Annotated in this window: 8 protein-coding genes; 5 read left to right on the top strand and 3 right to left on the bottom strand. The window is 69.7% G+C overall.

Annotated features, from left to right (window positions below; genetic code table 11):
• Positions 1–30 precede the first annotated feature (30 nt).
• Entirely contained in the window at positions 31–1,674 is a 1,644-nt protein-coding gene (locus tag ACZ6CL_RS10755; RefSeq protein WP_468933919.1) for a multicopper oxidase family protein, read from the bottom strand.
• Positions 1,675–2,105: 431 nt separating this feature from the next.
• On the opposite strand from ACZ6CL_RS10755, the gene glnA reads away from it, so the two are divergent.
• A complete protein-coding gene (glnA, locus tag ACZ6CL_RS10750) occupies positions 2,106–3,467 on the top strand; it encodes a type I glutamate--ammonia ligase (protein WP_468933916.1) in 1,362 nt (453 codons plus the stop codon).
• A 33-nt stretch (positions 3,468–3,500) separates the two neighbouring features.
• On the opposite strand, the gene ACZ6CL_RS10745 is transcribed toward glnA, so the two are convergent.
• Positions 3,501–4,484 carry a LacI family DNA-binding transcriptional regulator gene (locus ACZ6CL_RS10745; protein WP_468933914.1) on the bottom strand — a complete coding sequence of 328 codons (984 nt, stop codon included), beginning with the start codon at positions 4,482–4,484 and terminating at the stop codon, positions 3,501–3,503.
• A gap of 380 nt (positions 4,485–4,864) precedes the next feature.
• Here ACZ6CL_RS10745 and ACZ6CL_RS10740 point away from each other — a divergent pair, with 380 nt between their 5' ends.
• The 3 genes from ACZ6CL_RS10740 (at position 4,865) to ACZ6CL_RS10730 (ending at position 7,727) form a co-directional block, all read left to right on the top strand.
• A complete protein-coding gene (locus ACZ6CL_RS10740) occupies positions 4,865–5,818 on the top strand; it encodes a sugar phosphate isomerase/epimerase family protein (protein WP_468933911.1) in 954 nt (317 codons plus the stop codon).
• Between the two features lie 85 nt (positions 5,819–5,903).
• The gene (locus ACZ6CL_RS10735; protein WP_468933908.1) at positions 5,904–7,322 is read left to right on the top strand and encodes a sugar porter family MFS transporter; all 1,419 of its coding nucleotides are present in this window, start codon (positions 5,904–5,906) and stop codon (positions 7,320–7,322) included.
• 33 nt (positions 7,323–7,355) lie between these two features.
• Positions 7,356–7,727 carry a universal stress protein gene (locus ACZ6CL_RS10730; RefSeq protein WP_468933905.1) on the top strand — a complete coding sequence of 124 codons (372 nt, stop codon included), beginning with the start codon at positions 7,356–7,358 and terminating at the stop codon, positions 7,725–7,727.
• A 143-nt stretch (positions 7,728–7,870) separates the two neighbouring features.
• Here the strand turns inward: ACZ6CL_RS10730 and ACZ6CL_RS10725 are convergent, their stop codons facing one another.
• A complete protein-coding gene (locus ACZ6CL_RS10725) occupies positions 7,871–11,122 on the bottom strand; it encodes a bifunctional [glutamine synthetase] adenylyltransferase/[glutamine synthetase]-adenylyl-L-tyrosine phosphorylase (protein ID WP_468933902.1) in 3,252 nt (1,083 codons plus the stop codon).
• Between the two features lie 444 nt (positions 11,123–11,566).
• On the opposite strand from ACZ6CL_RS10725, the gene ACZ6CL_RS10720 reads away from it, so the two are divergent.
• Positions 11,567–16,306 (top strand): DUF6531 domain-containing protein, encoded by a 4,740-nt coding sequence (locus ACZ6CL_RS10720; RefSeq protein ID WP_468935189.1) that lies wholly within the window; start codon positions 11,567–11,569, stop codon positions 16,304–16,306.
• Positions 16,307–16,319 lie beyond the last annotated feature (13 nt).

Here is a 16,319-nt window from a genome sequence, read left to right as displayed (position 1 = left end):
AGGACACCTCCTTGGGGCAGGGCCTGGCCGTTACTTCTGGTAACCGAGGATCGTCATCATCCCCGACTCCGAGTGGTAGACGTTGTGGCAGTGGACCATCCACAGCCCCGGATTGTCCGCGTCGAAGTCGACGCTCACCTTCCGGTGCGGCAGCAGGATCGTGGTGTCCTTGCGCGGCCCGCCGTCCGGCAGGGCGTAGGTGTGGCCGTGCACATGGACGGGATGCCACATCGGGGTGCCGTTGATGAAGGTCAGCCGCACCCGCTCGCCCGCCCGCACCGGATAGCGCTGTGACGGGTCGTACGGCTTGCCGTTGATCGCCCAGTCGAACTTCCGCATCGAGCCCGTGAGCCGCAGCCTGATCGTGCGGTCCGGCGCGCGCGACTCCAGCCGAACCGATTCGGCGGCCTTCAGCTGGCCCGCCCAGACCAGCTTGCCGTCCAGCTCCTTGGGGCGCTTGAACTTCTTCGCGCCCTTGCCGCTCGTGTGGAGCACGGCCAGTGTGGACCGCTTCTTGCCCTCGGCGAGGGCGGCCAGCGGGAACACCCCGCTCTTCGCGGTCACCAGCACGTCGTACCGCTCGCCCATGCCCAGCAGGAGCGCGTCGGTGGTCTTGTGCTTCACGGGATAGCCGTCGGTGTGGGTGACGGTCATCTTGTGGCCGCCGAGCGCCACCCGGAAGGCGGTGTCGCCGCCCGCGTTGATGATCCGGATCCGGATGCGGTCGCCGCGCTTGGCCCGGAAGACCTGCGGGGAGTCGGGGGTGCGCCCGTTGATGAGGTAGTACGGGTACGTCACGTGGCCCGCGTCGCCGCCCAGCAGCCTGCTCGTGCCGCCGGTCGCCAGGCCGGACCCGGCGGAGCGGGCGGGGGAGGGGGACGGCTTGCCGCCGTGCCGGGCCACCGGCGGCGCGCCGGTCGCCGCTGCCGCCGCACCGGTCGCGCCCGTCGTGCCCGTCGCCGTCCCGTGGTCCATCCCGTGGGCCATGGGGCGGCCGCCGTTCAGCTGCCGCAGCACCTTGTCCGGGGTCCGGCCGCCCACCCCGTCGAGCCAGTCGTCGAGGACGACGATCCACTCCTTGTCGTACTTCAGCGGCTCCTTGGGGTCCTCGACGATCAGCGGCGCGTACAGCCCCCGGTCGAGCTGGACGCCGGTGTGCGGGTGGACCCAGTACGTGCCCGGGTTGACCGCCGTGAAGCGGTAGTCGAAGGCCTCGCCGGTCTTGATCGCAGGCTGAGTGACGCCGGGGACGCCGTCCATGTCGTTGCGCAGCCGGATGCCGTGCCAGTGCAGCGTGGTGGGCTGCGGCAGCTGGTTGACGAGGGTGAGGGCGAGGGTCTCGCCCGCGGTGACCCGGAGCGCCTGGCCGGGCACCTGGTCCTCGTACGCCCAGGACTTCACCTTGCGGGCGCCGAGGTCCAGCGTGGTGGCGGTGGCGGTGAGCCGGACCCGCCGGACCGGTCCCGGCCCCCGCCGGTGCTCGCGTTCCTGGACCTCCTGGCCGTGCGGGGAGATGTACTCCGACGGGGGCGCGGCGGCCGGTCCCGCGTGTCCGCCCAGCCCGGAGTTGTCCATTCCGTAGTCGCCGCCCGAGGGACTGCAGGCGCCGAGCAGACTGCCGCTCGCGGCGGCGATTCCCGCGCCGAGCACGGCGCGGCGAGAGTGATCGTTCATGAGTGAGCACCCCAATGCTGGTGGGAGATGTGCGCGGGAGCGGTCGGCGCGTCCGCGGTCTCCCGCGCTCCCTATCGGGGCGGGACGCGGCGGACGCGCCGCTCTATGCGCTGCACCAGCAGCCGGTGGCGTTCGCGCACCGCCGTCTCCCCGGGCTCCGGTCTCATTCTCTGATGATCACGACAATATGACAGCTTACCCCTAAGGGGTATGAAAAAGGGCATTGCCGGTCCCGGGATGGGCTGGAGTCGTCGACCGTGCGGGTCCGGGAGCGGGCCGCATGAAAGTACGATGCACACATCGTGTCGGAGCGCGGAGAGCGGGTCGGGGCGGGTTGGAAACCTCGCCGAAACCCCGTCGCGTGATACTGGGGCCGTCGAGGTGCCCCGCGCCCGTTGAAAGAGCCGTTTGACCTGCAAGGATAGGGGACCATGGATAAGCAGCAGGAGTTCGTGCTCCGTACTCTCGAAGAGCGCGACATCCGGTTCGTGCGGCTGTGGTTCACCGATGTCCTCGGTTTCCTCAAGTCCGTGGCCGTCGCACCCGCCGAGCTGGAGGGTGCCTTCGACGAGGGCATCGGCTTCGATGGCTCCGCGATCGAGGGCTTCGCCCGGGTCTACGAGTCCGACATGATCGCCAAGCCGGATCCCGGTACCTTCCAGATCCTGCCCTGGCGCGCCGAGGCCCCCGGGACCGCCCGGATGTTCTGCGACATCCTGATGCCGGACGGCTCGCCCTCCTTCGCCGACCCGCGCTTCGTGCTCAAGCGCATCCTCGCCAAGACCTCCGACCTCGGCTTCACCTTCTACACCCACCCCGAGATCGAGTTCTTCCTGCTCAAGCAGAAGCCCATGGACGGCACCCGACCGGTGCCCGCCGACTCCTCCGGCTACTTCGACCACACCCCGCAGAACATCGGCATGGACTTCCGCCGCCAGGCGATCACCATGCTCGAATCGATGGGCATCTCGGTCGAGTTCTCCCACCACGAGGGCGCCCCCGGCCAGCAGGAGATCGACCTGCGCTACGCCGACGCGCTCTCCACCGCCGACAACATCATGACCTTCCGCCTGGTCATGAAGCAGGTCGCGCTGGAGCAGGGCGTCCAGGCCACCTTCATGCCGAAGCCGTTCTCCGAGTACCCCGGCTCGGGCATGCACACCCACCTCTCCCTCTTCGAGGGCGACCGCAACGCGTTCTACGAGTCGGGCGCCGAGTTCCAGCTCTCCAAGGTCGGCCGTTCCTTCATCGCCGGGCTGCTCCGTCACGCGGGGGAGATCTCCGCCGTGACCAACCAGTGGGTCAACTCGTACAAGCGCATCTGGGGCGGCTCCCAGCGCACCGCGGGCGCGGGCGGCGAGGCTCCTTCGTACATCTGCTGGGGCCACAACAACCGCTCCGCCCTGGTCCGGGTCCCGCTCTACAAGCCCGGCAAGACCGGCTCCACCCGGGTCGAGGTCCGCTCCCTGGACTCCGGCGCCAACCCCTACCTCTCCTACGCCGTCCTGCTGGCCGCCGGTCTCAAGGGCATCGAGGGCGGCTACGAACTCCCGGCCGGGGCCGACGACGACGTCTGGGCGCTGTCCGACGCCGAGCGCCGTTCGCTCGGCATCGAGCCGCTGCCGCAGAACCTCGGCGAGGCCATCAACCTGATGGAGCGCAGCGAACTGGTCGCCGAGACGCTCGGCGAGCACGTCTTCGACTTCTTCCTGCGCAACAAGAAGCAGGAGTGGGAGGAGTACCGCTCCGAGGTGACCCCCTTCGAGCTGCGCAAGAGCCTGCCGGTGCTGTAGGCCGCCGCCGCACGGCCCGCCCGCGCCGGGGTCTTAGGGGTCGCGGGGCGGGCCGGTGCTGCCGCGGACGACGAGGGTGGGGTTGACGATGATGTCCCGGTCGACGGTGCGTGCCTCGTCGAGTCGTTCGACGGCCGCCTGGACGGCGAGCCCGGCCACCTCGGCGGCGTCCTGGCGCACCGAGGTGAGGTCGATGAAGGACAGCTGGGCGAGCTGGCTGTCGTCGTAGCCGACGATGGACACGTCGGCCGGCACGGTGAGACCGGCGCGCAGGAACGTGTTGAGCACGCCGTGGGCGCAGCGGTCGTTGCCCGCGATGACCGCGGTGGGCAGCTCGCCCTGGCGCAGGAGTTCCCGGGCCGCCCGGGCGCCGGACTCCTCGGTGTAGTCGCCGGGGAGGATCCGGATGTGCTCGGCGAGCCCGTGGCGCCGCATGGCGGTGCGGTAGCCGCGCCGCCGCTCGTCGGCCGCGGGCATCGTGCCGCCGTCGATGTGGGTGATGGCGCGGTGGCCGAGCCCGGTGAGGTGGTCGACGGCCTGCCGTATGCCCTTGCTGTTGGCGGTCCGGACGACGTCCACGCCGGCGGCCCGTGTGCACGGGTTGATTTCTATGAGCGGCACCTGGCCCGCGACCGCGGCCAGGTGCCGCGGGCTGGTCTCGCCGCCGATGATGATGATGGCCTCGCAGCGCAGCCCGAGCAGCTGCTCCACGGCCTGACGCTCGTCCCGGGTGGCGACCATGGCGCTGAGCGCGAGGTGGTAGCCGTGCTTCTGGGCGGCGGGGTAGAGGGCCTCGACGATGCCCACGTCGTACGGGTGGCGCATGGTGAACAGCACGCCCAACTGGCGGCTGCGGGTGCGGCGCAGGAGCTGGGCGGCGGTGTCGGGGCGGTAGCCCAGCTCCTCGGCCGCCTGGAACACGCGCTGTCGGGTCAGGGAGCTGGCACCGGGCTGGTTGCGGAACACCAGGGACACGAGGGCCTGTGAGACCCCGACCCGCGCCGCGACATCGGACATGGTGGGGCGTTTCGGGCGCCCCGGGGGAGATTCGGGCTCGCCCGGACGGCCGGTGACCCCTGGATCCCGCATGTGCGCCTCCCGCCTTCAGGTATTGACATGCATAACACCGCGGCTCATAGTACCGGGGAACTAGTACGTACTAGTAGTACGAACAAGCGCCCGGCAGTTCGTCACACACGACGAGTGGGCGCCGACTACAGCGGTTGAACCCTGCCCGCACCCACTCGGCACCGGGACAACCGCACCCGTCGAGGGCCACCCCGCCATCGCCGCGCCGTCCGTCCCGCCGAGGCCGGACGGCCGTACGGCCCCCACGCACAACACGGTTCCCACCCCCTCAACACGGTCCCCCACGCCCTCAAAGAGGAGACACGAGCATGGACATCGGACTGATGACCGACAGCGTCGCGGCGCTGAGCACGGCCGAAACGCTGGACCTCGCCGCCGACCTGGGGCTCGACACCGTCGAGTTCGCCACCGGCAACTGGTCCACCGCGCCGCATGTCGACCTCGACCGCCTGCTCGCCGACGAGGCCGCCCGCGCCGAACTGGGCGCGGCGGTGAGCCGCCGGGGGCTGCGCATCTCGGCGTTCAACGCCAACGGGAACCAGCTCCACCCGGTCACCGGGGCCGAGCAGGACCGCGTCGTCCACGACACGATCCGCCTCGCCGGTCTGCTCGGCGTGGACACGGTCGTCCTCATGTCGGGACTCCCGGCCGCACCGGGCGACCGCACCCCGAACTGGATCACCACCTGCTGGCCGCCGGAGAACACCGAGGTGCTGGAACGCCAGTGGGAGGCCGCCCTTCCGTACTGGCGGCGGCTCACCGGCTTCGCGCGGGACCACGGTGTGCGGCGGCTGGCCCTGGAGATGCACGCCCACCAGCTCGTCTACAACGCGCCGACCCTGCTGCGGCTGCGCGAGGCGGTCGGCCCCGTCGTCGGCGCCAACATGGACCCCAGCCATCTGATGTGGATGGGCGCCGATCCGATCCGCAGTGTCGAAGCGCTCGGCGACGCCATCCACCACGTGCACGCCAAGGACACCCGGCTCGAAGCCGAGCGGCAGGGGCTGACGTCCCGGCTGGAGACGCTGCCGTTCGACCGCGTCCACGACCGGTCCTGGAACTACGTCACCCTCGGCGACGGCCACCCCGGCGGCACCGGCTTCTGGTCCGCGTTCATCACCGCGCTCCGCGCCTCCGGTTACGCCGGAACGCTGAGCATCGAGCACGAGGACCTCGCCCGCACCCCCACCGACGGAGTCCGCCGGTCGGTCGACCTGCTGCGCGCCGCGCTCACCGCCGGACCGGTCGCGGCGGCACGGTGAACCGGCGGACCCCGGGCCCCACCTTCCCTGACCCCTCAACTCCCTCACGAACGCGCGAACGCCCGCCCCAAGAGGAGCCACAGGCATGACCAGGACCAGCCCAAGCCCCGCCTCCCACGGACTGCCTCCGGACGCACCGGGTCCCCACTCGCGACGGCTGGGCCTGGTCTCCGTCATCGTGACCTTCGGCGGCCTGCTGTTCGGTTACGACACCGGCGTGGTCAACGGTGCCCTCGAACCGCTCACCGCCGATCTCGGTCTGACCGCGTTCACCGAGGGAGTGGTCGTCAGCATCCTGGTCTTCGGCGCCGCCTTCGGTGCCATGATCGGCGGAGCCCTGTCCGACCGGTACGGGCGCCGCCACAACATCCTCACGCTGGCCCTGGTATTCATGCTCGGCACCGTGGGCTGCGTCCTGGCACCGAACTGGCAGGTCCTGTCCCTCTTCCGGTTCATCCTCGGGCTCGCCGTGGGCGGCGCCTCGGCGACGGTTCCCGTCTATCTGGCCGAGATCGCCCCGGTCGAGCGCCGCGGCAGCATCGTCACCCGCAACGAGGTGATGATCGTGAGCGGCCAGTTCGCCGCGTTCGTCATCAACGCGCTCATCTTCAACATCTGGGGCGAGAGCGACGGCATCTGGCGGCTCATGCTGCTGGTCGCCGTGCTGCCCGCGATCGGGCTGTTCATCGGGATGCTGCGGCTGCCGGAGAGCCCGCGCTGGCTGGTCGCCCAGGGCCGGGACGACGAGGCGCTCGCGGTCCTGTCCCAGGTCCGCACCGCCGAGCGCGCCCAGGCCGAGATGGCCGAGGTCCACCGGCTCGCCGAGGAGGAGCGGGCCGCGAAGACCGCCGGGGCGGTGGACCTCGGGGTGCGGTGGGTCCGCGTGCTCATCCTGATCGGGGCCGGTCTGGGCATCTGTCAGCAGTTCACCGGCATCAACTCCGTCATGTACTACGGCACCCAACTCCTCGGCGATGCCGGGTTCTCGGGCGACTCGGCCATCATCGCGAACACCCTGAACGGCGCGTTCAGCGTCATCGGCATCACCGTGGGTCTGTCGGTCATCAACAAGCTCAAGCGGCGCACCATGCTGCTCGGCGGGTTCGCCCTGACCACGACGTTCCACCTGCTCGTCGGGCTCTCCGCGATGCTGATGCCCGACGGCGGCGCGAAGGCCTGGTTCATCCTCGTGTTCGTCGTGCTCTTCGTCTTCTCCATGCAGGCCACCATCGGACCGCTGGTCTGGCTCATCCTCTCCGAGATGTTCCCGCTGAAGATCCGCAGCATGGCCATCGGCATCAGCATCTTCGTGCTGTGGATGGCGAACGCCCTGGTGGCGCTCGGCTTCCCGCCTCTCGTCAAGGCCATGGGCATCTCGAACACCTTCCTCGCCTTCGCCGCCTTCGGTGTGCTGGCCCTCGTGTTCATCGGGAAGTGCGTCCCCGAGACCAAGGACCGCTCGCTGGAGGAGCTGGAGGAGCACTTCCGCGCGCGCTACTCCTGATCTTCTGATCTTTGAGAGAAGGGTTCACCCATCATGACCGTCATGACTGCCGTCGCCGAGGGCCGCGAAGGGGACCACGCCCTGGCCGCGGGCATCGCCGAAGCCCGGCTGCTGGGCACCGATCTGGTCGTCGTCAACCTGCGCCTGTCGGCGCTGGACCACACCGGCCTGCCCGACGACCTCACGATCACGCTCGTCGAACGCAGCGGCCCCGGCGACCGGGACCCGGTCGACGCCGTCCTGGACGAAATCGAGGCCCGCCCCGGCATCGAACGGCTCGTCATCGGCATCCGGCGCCGCTCCCCGGTGGGCAAGGCCCTGCTGGGCAGCGTCAGCCAGCGGCTGCTGCTGCAGAGCCCCGTCCCCATCGTCGCGGTCAAGCCCCCGGCCGACCGGTCCCCCTGAACGGGCGGCTCCGCTCTGTCCCGCTTCACCGTCTGGAATGTCGACACCGGCGGCTCGGTCGCCGACTGCGAGCGCCGGTTGCTGCCGCCCGGCGCGCCGCCCGACGCGCCCTGCCCGGACGTACGGCCGTAGGGCGGCGCGCGTCAGTCCTCGTAGTCGTAGAACAGCCGCTCCACAACCGCCCGCGCCCGCCGCGTCGTGCGGCGGTAGTCGTCCAGCATCTCGCCCACGTGCCCCGGGCCGTAACCCAGGTAGCGGCCCACCGCGGCCAGTTCGCGCGAGTCGCTGGGGAACGTGTCGCCCGGGCGACCGCGGACCAGCATCACGCCGTTACGGACCCGGGTGGCCAGCACCCAGGCCTCGTCCAGGATCTGGGCGTCCTCCGTGCCGATCAGCCCGGCCGCGTGCGCCGCGGCCAGGGCGCGGCGGGTGCGGGTGGTACGCAGCCCCGGCTCCGCCCAGCCGTGGCGCATCTGGAGCAGCTGAACCGTCCACTCCACATCGCTGAGCCCGCCGCGGCCCAGCTTGGCGTGGGTGGTCGGGTCCGCGCCCCGGGGCAGGCGCTCGGACTCCATCCGGGCCTTGAGACGGCGGATCTCGCGGATCGCGTCATCGCCCAGCCCCTCGGCCGGATACCGCAGCGGGTCGATCAGCTCGATGAACCGAGCCCCGAGGTCCGGGTCGCCCGCGACCGGCTCGGCGCGCAGCAGCGCCTGGCTCTCCCAGACCAGCGACCAGCGACGGTAGTACGCGGCGTACGAGGCGAGGGTGCGCACCAGCGGGCCGGACTTGCCCTCCGGGCGCAGATCGGCGTCGATGAGCAGCGGCGGATCGGCGGTGGGCAGCTGCAGCAGCCGCCGCATCTCGTTGGCCACGGCGAACGCCGCCCGCGAGGCCTCCTGTTCGTCGGTGCCCTCGCGCGGCTCGTGGACGAACAGCACGTCCGCGTCCGAGCCGTAGCTCAGCTCATGGCCGCCGAACCGGCCCAGGCCGATCACCGCGAAGCGGGTCGGCAGCTCGTCGCCCCAGGTGTCCCGTACCGCCGCGCGCAACGCGCCCGCGATCGTCGCGGCGTTGAGGTCGGAGACGGCGTCGCCGACCAGGTCGGCCAGGTCCGCCGCGTCCGTCGGCTCCTCGGCCGGTGCCGGATGGGCGGTGGGACGGGCCGGAACGTGCGGCTCCGAGTCGCGCAGCGCGCGCGGCACCTCGGGCGCCTTCGACGGCACGGCGGCGTGCGGGGCTGGGTGCGTGGTGGCGCGCGGTGCGGACGTCGTGGCCTTGGCGGCCGTGCCGGTCGTCTCCTCGCCCGGTGGCGGCCAGCTCACGGTGGGCCGTACGGACCCGTTGGCCAGCCGCGCGCTCTCGATCACATCCGCCGCCGCCGTACGGAACAGCTCGCGCCGCCGCACCCCGCGCGCCGCGGCCACCGCCTGCTCGGCGCCGGCCGCGCGGCCCACCGCGGCCAGCACCTCCTGCTCCAGATGGTCCCGGCCGCGCGGCCGCAGCCCCTCCGGATCGCCCAGCAGGGCGACCGCCTCGGGGGCGCGCAGCAGCAGATCGGGGGCGAGGCGCCCGGCGGAGAGCACCCGCGCCAGATTCTCCGCGGCCGCGCCCTCGTCCCGCAGCAGCCGCAGATACCAGGGCGTCTTGCCCAGCGCGTCCGAGACCTTACGGAAGCCCAGCAGCCCGGCGTCCGGGTCTGCGGAATCGGCGAACCAGCCCAGCAGCACGGGCAGCAGCGTACGCTGAATGGCCGCTTTCCGGGTCACACCGGACGCCAAAGCCTCCAAATGACGTAGGGCGCCGGACGGATCCGCGTAGCCCAATGCCTCAAGCCGCTGCCCCGCCGCCTTGGAGCTGAGCCGGGCCTCGCCCGGCTCCAGCTGGGCGACCGCGTCCAGCAGCGGCCGGTAGAACAGCTTCTCGTGCAGCCGCCGCACCTCGCGCGCGTACCGCCGCCACGCCGTCCCCAGCTCGGCCACCGGCTCCGTACGGAAGCTCAGCGAGCGGCCGAGCCGCCGCAGATCCGCCTCGTCCTCCGGCACCAGGTGGGTGCGGCGCAGCCGGTACAGCTGGATGCGGTGCTCCATGGAGCGCAGAAAGCGGTACGCCTCGTCCAGCGCGGCCGCGTCCGAGCGCCCCACGTAGCCGCCCGCGGCCAGCGCGGCGAGCGCGTCCAGGGTGGTGCCGCTGCGCAGCGACTCATCGGACCGCCCGTGCACCAACTGCAGCATCTGTACGGCGAATTCGACGTCCCGCAGGCCGCCAGGACCCAGCTTCAGCTCCCGGTCGACCTCGGCGACCGGGATGTTCTCGACGACCCGGCGGCGCATCTGCTGCACATCGGGTACGAAGTTCTCGCGCTCGGAGGCCTGCCAGACCAGCGGCGCCACCGCGTCCACGTACGCCTGCCCGAGCGCGCCGTCGCCCGCCACCGGCCGGGCCTTCAGCAGCGCCTGGAACTCCCAGGTCTTGGCCCACCGCTGGTAGTAGGCCAGGTGGCTGGAGAGCGTCCGCACCAGCGGCCCGTTGCGCCCCTCCGGCCGGAGATTGGCGTCCACCGGCCAGATCGTGCCCTCGATGGTCACGTCCGAGCAGATCCGCATCAGCCGCGCGGCCAGCCGGGTGGCCGCCTGCACGGCCTTGCCCTCTTCCACCCCGTCCACGCTCTCCGCCACGAAGATCACGTCGACGTCCGAGACGTAGTTCAGCTCGCGCCCGCCGCACTTCCCCATGCCGATCACCGCCAGCCGGCACGCCGCGGCGTCCTCGGGCTGCTCCTCGGCCGCGATCTCCAGCGCCGCCCGCAGCGTCGCCGTCGCCAGATCCGCCAGCTCGGCCGCCGCCTGCGTCACGTCGGTCGTCCCGCACACATCCCGCGCCGCGATCGCCAGCAGCGCCCGGCGGTACGCGACCCGCAGCGCGTCCGGCCGCGGCATCCCCGCCCCCGGCTCGCCCCAGATCCCCTCGGCCAGCGCCTGCTCGAACTCGGGCGTCGTCGGATGCAGATCCGCCGGTTCGTAGGTCACGAGCGACTGCCAGGCCTGCGGGTGCCGGGCCAGGTGATCACCCAGCGCCTCGGACGCCCCGAGCACCCCCAGCAGCCGGTCCCGCAGCGGCTTGGCGGTGACCAGCGTGTCCAGCAGCGCCTGCCGCGACCCCGCCTCCTCCCCGCCCCCGGCCTCCTCGGGCAGCGCCTCCACCAGCCGCACCAGCCCGTGCAGCGCCAGATCCGGATCGGCGGTCCCCCCGAGCGCGTCCAGCAGCACGGAATCCGCCCGCACCCCCGCCACCTCGGGCGAGTCCAGCAGCCGCTGCGCGGCGGAGGGGTCGGTGAAGCCGTGCCGCAGCAGCCGGGTGAAGGTGCTGCTCCTGCGTCCCTGCGGTACGGCCATGCGTGCCGCCTCCGTCCCGTGTCTCCGTCCCACGCCCTGCCGTGATCAAGGCCCGCGACCGAGCCTAAGCGACCCGGGGGGAGAAGTGGCAGGTCCCGGCCGCCCTCGGTACCCCGCCCTCGGGCAGACACGCCACCCGGCAGGGGCCGGTCGGCGGCCCAGGCAGGTCAGCCACTCCCAGGCACCCACGATGCGGAGCGGACCGGAGGCGTCGCCGCCGGGCAACGCCCTGGCGACGGACCGGCCACCGTAGTGGCCACGGCGAGACGCGACCGATCACCGAGCCCCGCGGCCACCGCCACCGCATGGCGACACCCGCCCGAGCGGTGCTGCTGACATGCGCCTGCACCTGCGTGCCTAACAGGGGCGGAAGTGACCGCATGCGAAACTCAGTTCGTACCTATATCCAGCGAACACGCATACGTAATCGGGGGGATGGAGAACGTGGCCGTCACGGTGCCGGATTGGGCCGACACGCTGCTGGACCTGATCGGTGTCTCGTGGCCGAACATCGACGAGGACGCCTACCGGGACATGGCGGACTCCCTGCGGGAGTTCGCCGAAGACCTGGAAGACGACGGGCAGCTGGCCAACGGGCATGTGGAGCGGCTGCTGTCGTCCGGGTACGGCGAGGCGATGGACGCTCTCAACCTTCACTGGGGCAAGGTCAAGGGCACCCACATCAAGGACATCGCGTCGGCGGCCCGCACGATCGCCGGGGGCATGGACACCGCTGCGACAGCGGTCGAGGGGATGAAGGGCGCGGCGCTGGTCCAGCTCGGCTATCTGGCGAGTGAGGCCGGTATCGCGCTGTCGCTGATCCCGGTGACCGGTGGTCTTTCGGCGCTGCTGGGCGCGGGGGCGATACGGGCGACGCAGGAGGCGGTCCGGCGGCTGATCAAGGAGTGCGCCGAGGAAGCGGTCGGCTACATCGTCGCGGCGCTGACCGAACCGGCCGTCGCCGCCCTGGAGAACCTGGCCGCCGACCTCGTCGTCCAAGTGGGCGCAAGCGCCATGGGGTTGCAGGACGGGGTGGATCTCGGCCAGGCCCAGCAGGCGGGCAAGGAGGGGTTCAAGGATGGTGTGCAGGGCGCGAAGGAGGGCATGCACCTGGCCTCCGCGGGAGGTCCTGCTGGTGGTGGGGGCGGCAATTCCAAGGGCCTGCGCATCGACCACAGCGAGCATGACCACGCCTCCACCCAGCTCAGCGGCCTGAGCGTCAACTTCCACACCAAGACCGCGGGCAAGCTGGGCAAAGCGAAGTCGCATCACAGCCGCACCCGTGGGCGCGACAGCATCGCGCAGGCCATCGACCCGGTCGCCGACAAGGCCGTGGACGCGCTGGAGAAGGCGCTCAAGACCATGGGCGACCACGTCAGCACCAAGCTGCCCAAGGCCGTCAAGCAGATCTCCACCGACCACAAGAACAACGACATCGACATCGGCGCGAGCTTCGGCAAAAAGGGGCGCAACGACGACGGATGGAACGGTGGCAAGGGCGGCGGCAAAAAGGGCGCTTCCCACGTCAAGCCGAACTCGCTGCGCGACGCCAAGGACGACCCTCGTGGCAAGGGCATCCCGCTGAACAAGCGGCGCTGTGCGACCGACCCGGTCGACGTGGCCTCGGGCGAGATGGTGCTGGCCCAGACGGATCTGGCCCTGCCGGGCGTCCTGCCGCTGGTGCTGCGCCGTACGCACCTCTCCAGCTACCGCTACGGCCAGTGGTTCGGCCGCAGCTGGGCCTCCACGCTCGACGAACGCATCGAACTGGCGCCGACGGGCGGTCCCGTCCTGGCGTGTGAGGACGGCTCACTGCTCGCCTACCCCAGGCTGCCCCGCGACGTGGATGATCAGGTATGGCCGATGGCGGGAGCTCGTTTGCCGCTTGAGCTCGCTGAATCCGAAGGGGTCGGCGAGGTCACCTACACAGTGACCGATCCGCATTCGGGTATCACCCGTCGATTCGTTGGCAGTCCCTACAAGGGAAGCCCGTTCTACTGGATCCAGTCGATCGAAGACCGCAACGGCAATTGCGTATGGATTCAGCGAGATGAGAACGGCGTTCCGCAATCCGTGGTTCACGAGGGCGGATACCGGGTCGCCGTGGATACCGATGCCGACAGCGGCCGAGTCACCGGCCTCTCGCTGCACACTCCGGACGGTCTGCGGCAATTGACCTCGTTCGGATACGACACAGCTGGGAATCTGGTGACCGTGTCCAATTCAACGGACCGGCCACCGCTGAGGTTCACATATGACGAGCAGGGCCGCATCACGTCGTGGACGAGCAGGAAGGGGGCGACATACCGTTATGTTTACGACGCGGTGGGACGAGTTGTGGCCACCGAGGGCCCGGACGGCGTTCTCTCTTCCCACTTTTCCTACGACACCGAGAATCGCATCACCCGCTTCAGCGATTCCACAGGTGCGGTGACGGTCTTCCACCTGAACGAGCTCGGGCAGGTGATCGCCGAAACCGATCCGCTGGGACACACGGTTCAGAGGCAGTGGGACCCGAACGACAACCTCCTCTCGCGGACTGATCAGCTCGGGCACACCGCGTACTTCACGTGGGACGAGCATTCCAATCTCACGGCGATACGCCTGCCGGACGGAAGCGAGTCACGGTCCGCGTACAACGCCATGAACCTGTTGGAGGAGGCGATCGGCCCCGACGGGACGAACTGGCGTCAGAGCTATGACGACCGCGGAAACCGCCTCAGTATCACCGGCCCGGATGGTTCGGTGTCCCGGTTCCACTACGACGGGCTGGGTGCCCTCATCCGGAGGACGGACCCGACTGGTGCGGCCGAGACGGTCTCCCACGACACCGTCGGCGTTCCGCTGTCGGTCTCGGACGCCCTCGGAAACGGCTATGCGGTCGTCCGGGACGCCTTCGCGCGGCCGGTTGAGGCAACCGACCCCAGCGGAGCGGTTTCCACCATGGAGTGGACCTACGAGGGATGGCTCGCGCGACGCGTCGGGCCAGACGGCACCGAAGAAACCTGGACCTGGGACGACGAAGGCAATTGCACATCCCGCACTGACGCGACCGGCGCCACGACCCACTTCGAATACACCCATTTCGACCGCCTCGCGGCACGGGTCGGCGCGGATGGGGCCCGCTACGAGTTCACGTACGACACCGAACTCCGGCTCACCCAGGTCCGCGGTCCACAGGGCCTGACGTGGGTCTACGCCTATGACGCGGTGGGCAACCTGATATCGGAAACCGACTTCGACGGCCGCACCATCACCTACACCCATGACCCCTGTGGCCGGGTCGTCTCCCGCACGACACCGCTCGGCGAGCAGATCACCATCAGCTATGACTCCTGCGGTCGCGTCGAATCGAAAGTCGCGGCCGGACAGATCACGCGGTACGCCTACGATGCGGCCGGCCGTGTCACGACGGTGAGCTCCCCCACGTCTACGGTGCAGCTCGAGCGGGACGCTCTGGGGCGACTGTTGTCCGAGACGGTGGACGGGCGCACCGTGCGGTACTCCTACGACCTGGCGGGGCGTGTCACCCGACGCACCACGCCCACCGGGGCAGTGTCGGAATTCGCCTACGACGTGGTGGGCAACCGTATCGCTCTGAGCAGTGGCGGCCACGCGCTGTCCTTCACGCGTGACGCATTGGGCCGTGAACTCACCCGTACATTGGGTCCGCATGACGAGCCCATCACGCTCACTTCGTCCTGGGACCAGGCCGGACGTCTGATCGCGCAGTCCTTGGTCACCTCCGACCGGACCGTGCGCTCCCGTGGATACCGCTACCGCGCCGACGGATTCTTGGAAGAGATCACCAACCACGTGGCCGGTACCAGCCAGTCCTTCGAACTCGACGCCGTAGGCCGACCGTTGAGTGTCACCGCTGAGAATTGGACGGAAAGTTACGCTTACGACGCCGCGGGAAACCAGACCCTGGCGCAGTGGCCCGACCGTGCGCGCCACGGTGAAAGCCGGGGAGTGCGGACGTACGCGGGCACCCGCGTGCTCACCGCTGGTTCGGTCCGGTGCGAGTACGACGCGGCGGGGCGCACTGTAGTACGGCGAAAGGCCCGTCTCTCGGGAAAGACCGAAAGGTGGCGATACACATGGGATGCGGAGAACCGTCTGGTGTCCTGCCGCACACCCGACGGTGTGCTGTGGACGTACACCTATGACCCCTTGGGGCGCCGCACGGCCAAGCGCCGTATGGCGGACGATGGGCAGACGATTCTCCACTCCCTCCACTTCGTCTGGGACGGGACCCGTCTCGTCGAACAAACCGATACGGCCAACCGCACCACCATCACTTGGGACTACGACGGGTACCGCCCGCTGACGCAGCTCGAACGCCGCACGGGCTGCGGCGACGATCCGCAGGCGGATGTGGACTCCCGCTTCTTTGCCATAGTCACCGACCTTGTCGGCGCACCCAGCGAACTCATCGATGAAGAAGGGGAAATAGCTTGGCGAGCCCGGTCCACTGTGTGGGGCACCACCACCTGGAACCGCGGCGCGAACGCCTACACTCCCCTCAGGTTCCCGGGGCAGTATGACGACGGAGAAACGGGGCTCTACTACAACTGCTTTCGCCACTACGATCCTGAAACCGCCCGCTATGTCAGCCCGGACCCGCTCGGGCTTGACCCGGCGCCCAACCCGGTCGCCTACGTCACCAACCCGCATAGTCGTATGGACCCTGAGGGGCTGATCTCCAAAGGCTGTACGGAGGATGGGGGGTGGTACAGCGGCATGAAGCCCTCGAACCTCAAGGACGCGAACGGGAATTTCCGCAGTCCAGTGAAAATGGAAATCAATCACATCCCGCCTAAGGATGCATATCATCACTTGGGCGAACCTGGCTTCAAGGTGACGAGAGACAAGAACGGAGAAATTAACGGCGGAGCGGGGATGGGGCCGGCAATCAGGATGGAGTACGACGATCACCGAGACGTGACGAGCACCGGCGGTGGTGCAGAATCGAAAAAATGGCGGGCAGAGCAGCGCGCGTTGATTGATAGCGGGCGGTGGGACAAGGCCATGATGATGGACATCGAAGAGATTCGTGACCTTTACGGCGATAAATATGATGTGCATATTGCGGATATGATCGAAAGTCTCAAGCATAATAGAAAATTCCAGGCCATGCTGGAGCGGCGTGGCTGGGCGATAGACTATGACATCCTGAAGTAGAGCGAAGTGAGTG

This window comes from Streptomyces sp. NPDC041200, from assembly GCF_055591805.1.
The sequence above is the reverse complement of the archived record's forward strand: the minus strand, read 5'-3'. Positions and strand labels throughout refer to the sequence as shown.

What these genes read in the sequence shown, in the direction of transcription:
- glnA (WP_468933916.1), top strand. Translation starts at nt 2,106, where the DNA reads ATGGATAAGCAGCAGGAGTTCGTGCTCCGTACTCTCGAAGAGCGCGAC.
- ACZ6CL_RS10755 (WP_468933919.1), bottom strand. Translation starts at nt 1,674, where the DNA reads ATGAACGATCACTCTCGCCGCGCCGTGCTCGGCGCGGGAATCGCCGCC.
- ACZ6CL_RS10740 (WP_468933911.1), top strand. Translation starts at nt 4,865, where the DNA reads ATGGACATCGGACTGATGACCGACAGCGTCGCGGCGCTGAGCACGGCC.
- ACZ6CL_RS10745 (WP_468933914.1), bottom strand. Translation starts at nt 4,484, where the DNA reads ATGTCCGATGTCGCGGCGCGGGTCGGGGTCTCACAGGCCCTCGTGTCC.
- ACZ6CL_RS10735 (WP_468933908.1), top strand. Translation starts at nt 5,904, where the DNA reads ATGACCAGGACCAGCCCAAGCCCCGCCTCCCACGGACTGCCTCCGGAC.
- ACZ6CL_RS10730 (WP_468933905.1), top strand. Translation starts at nt 7,356, where the DNA reads ATGACCGTCATGACTGCCGTCGCCGAGGGCCGCGAAGGGGACCACGCC.
- ACZ6CL_RS10725 (WP_468933902.1), bottom strand. Translation starts at nt 11,122, where the DNA reads ATGGCCGTACCGCAGGGACGCAGGAGCAGCACCTTCACCCGGCTGCTG.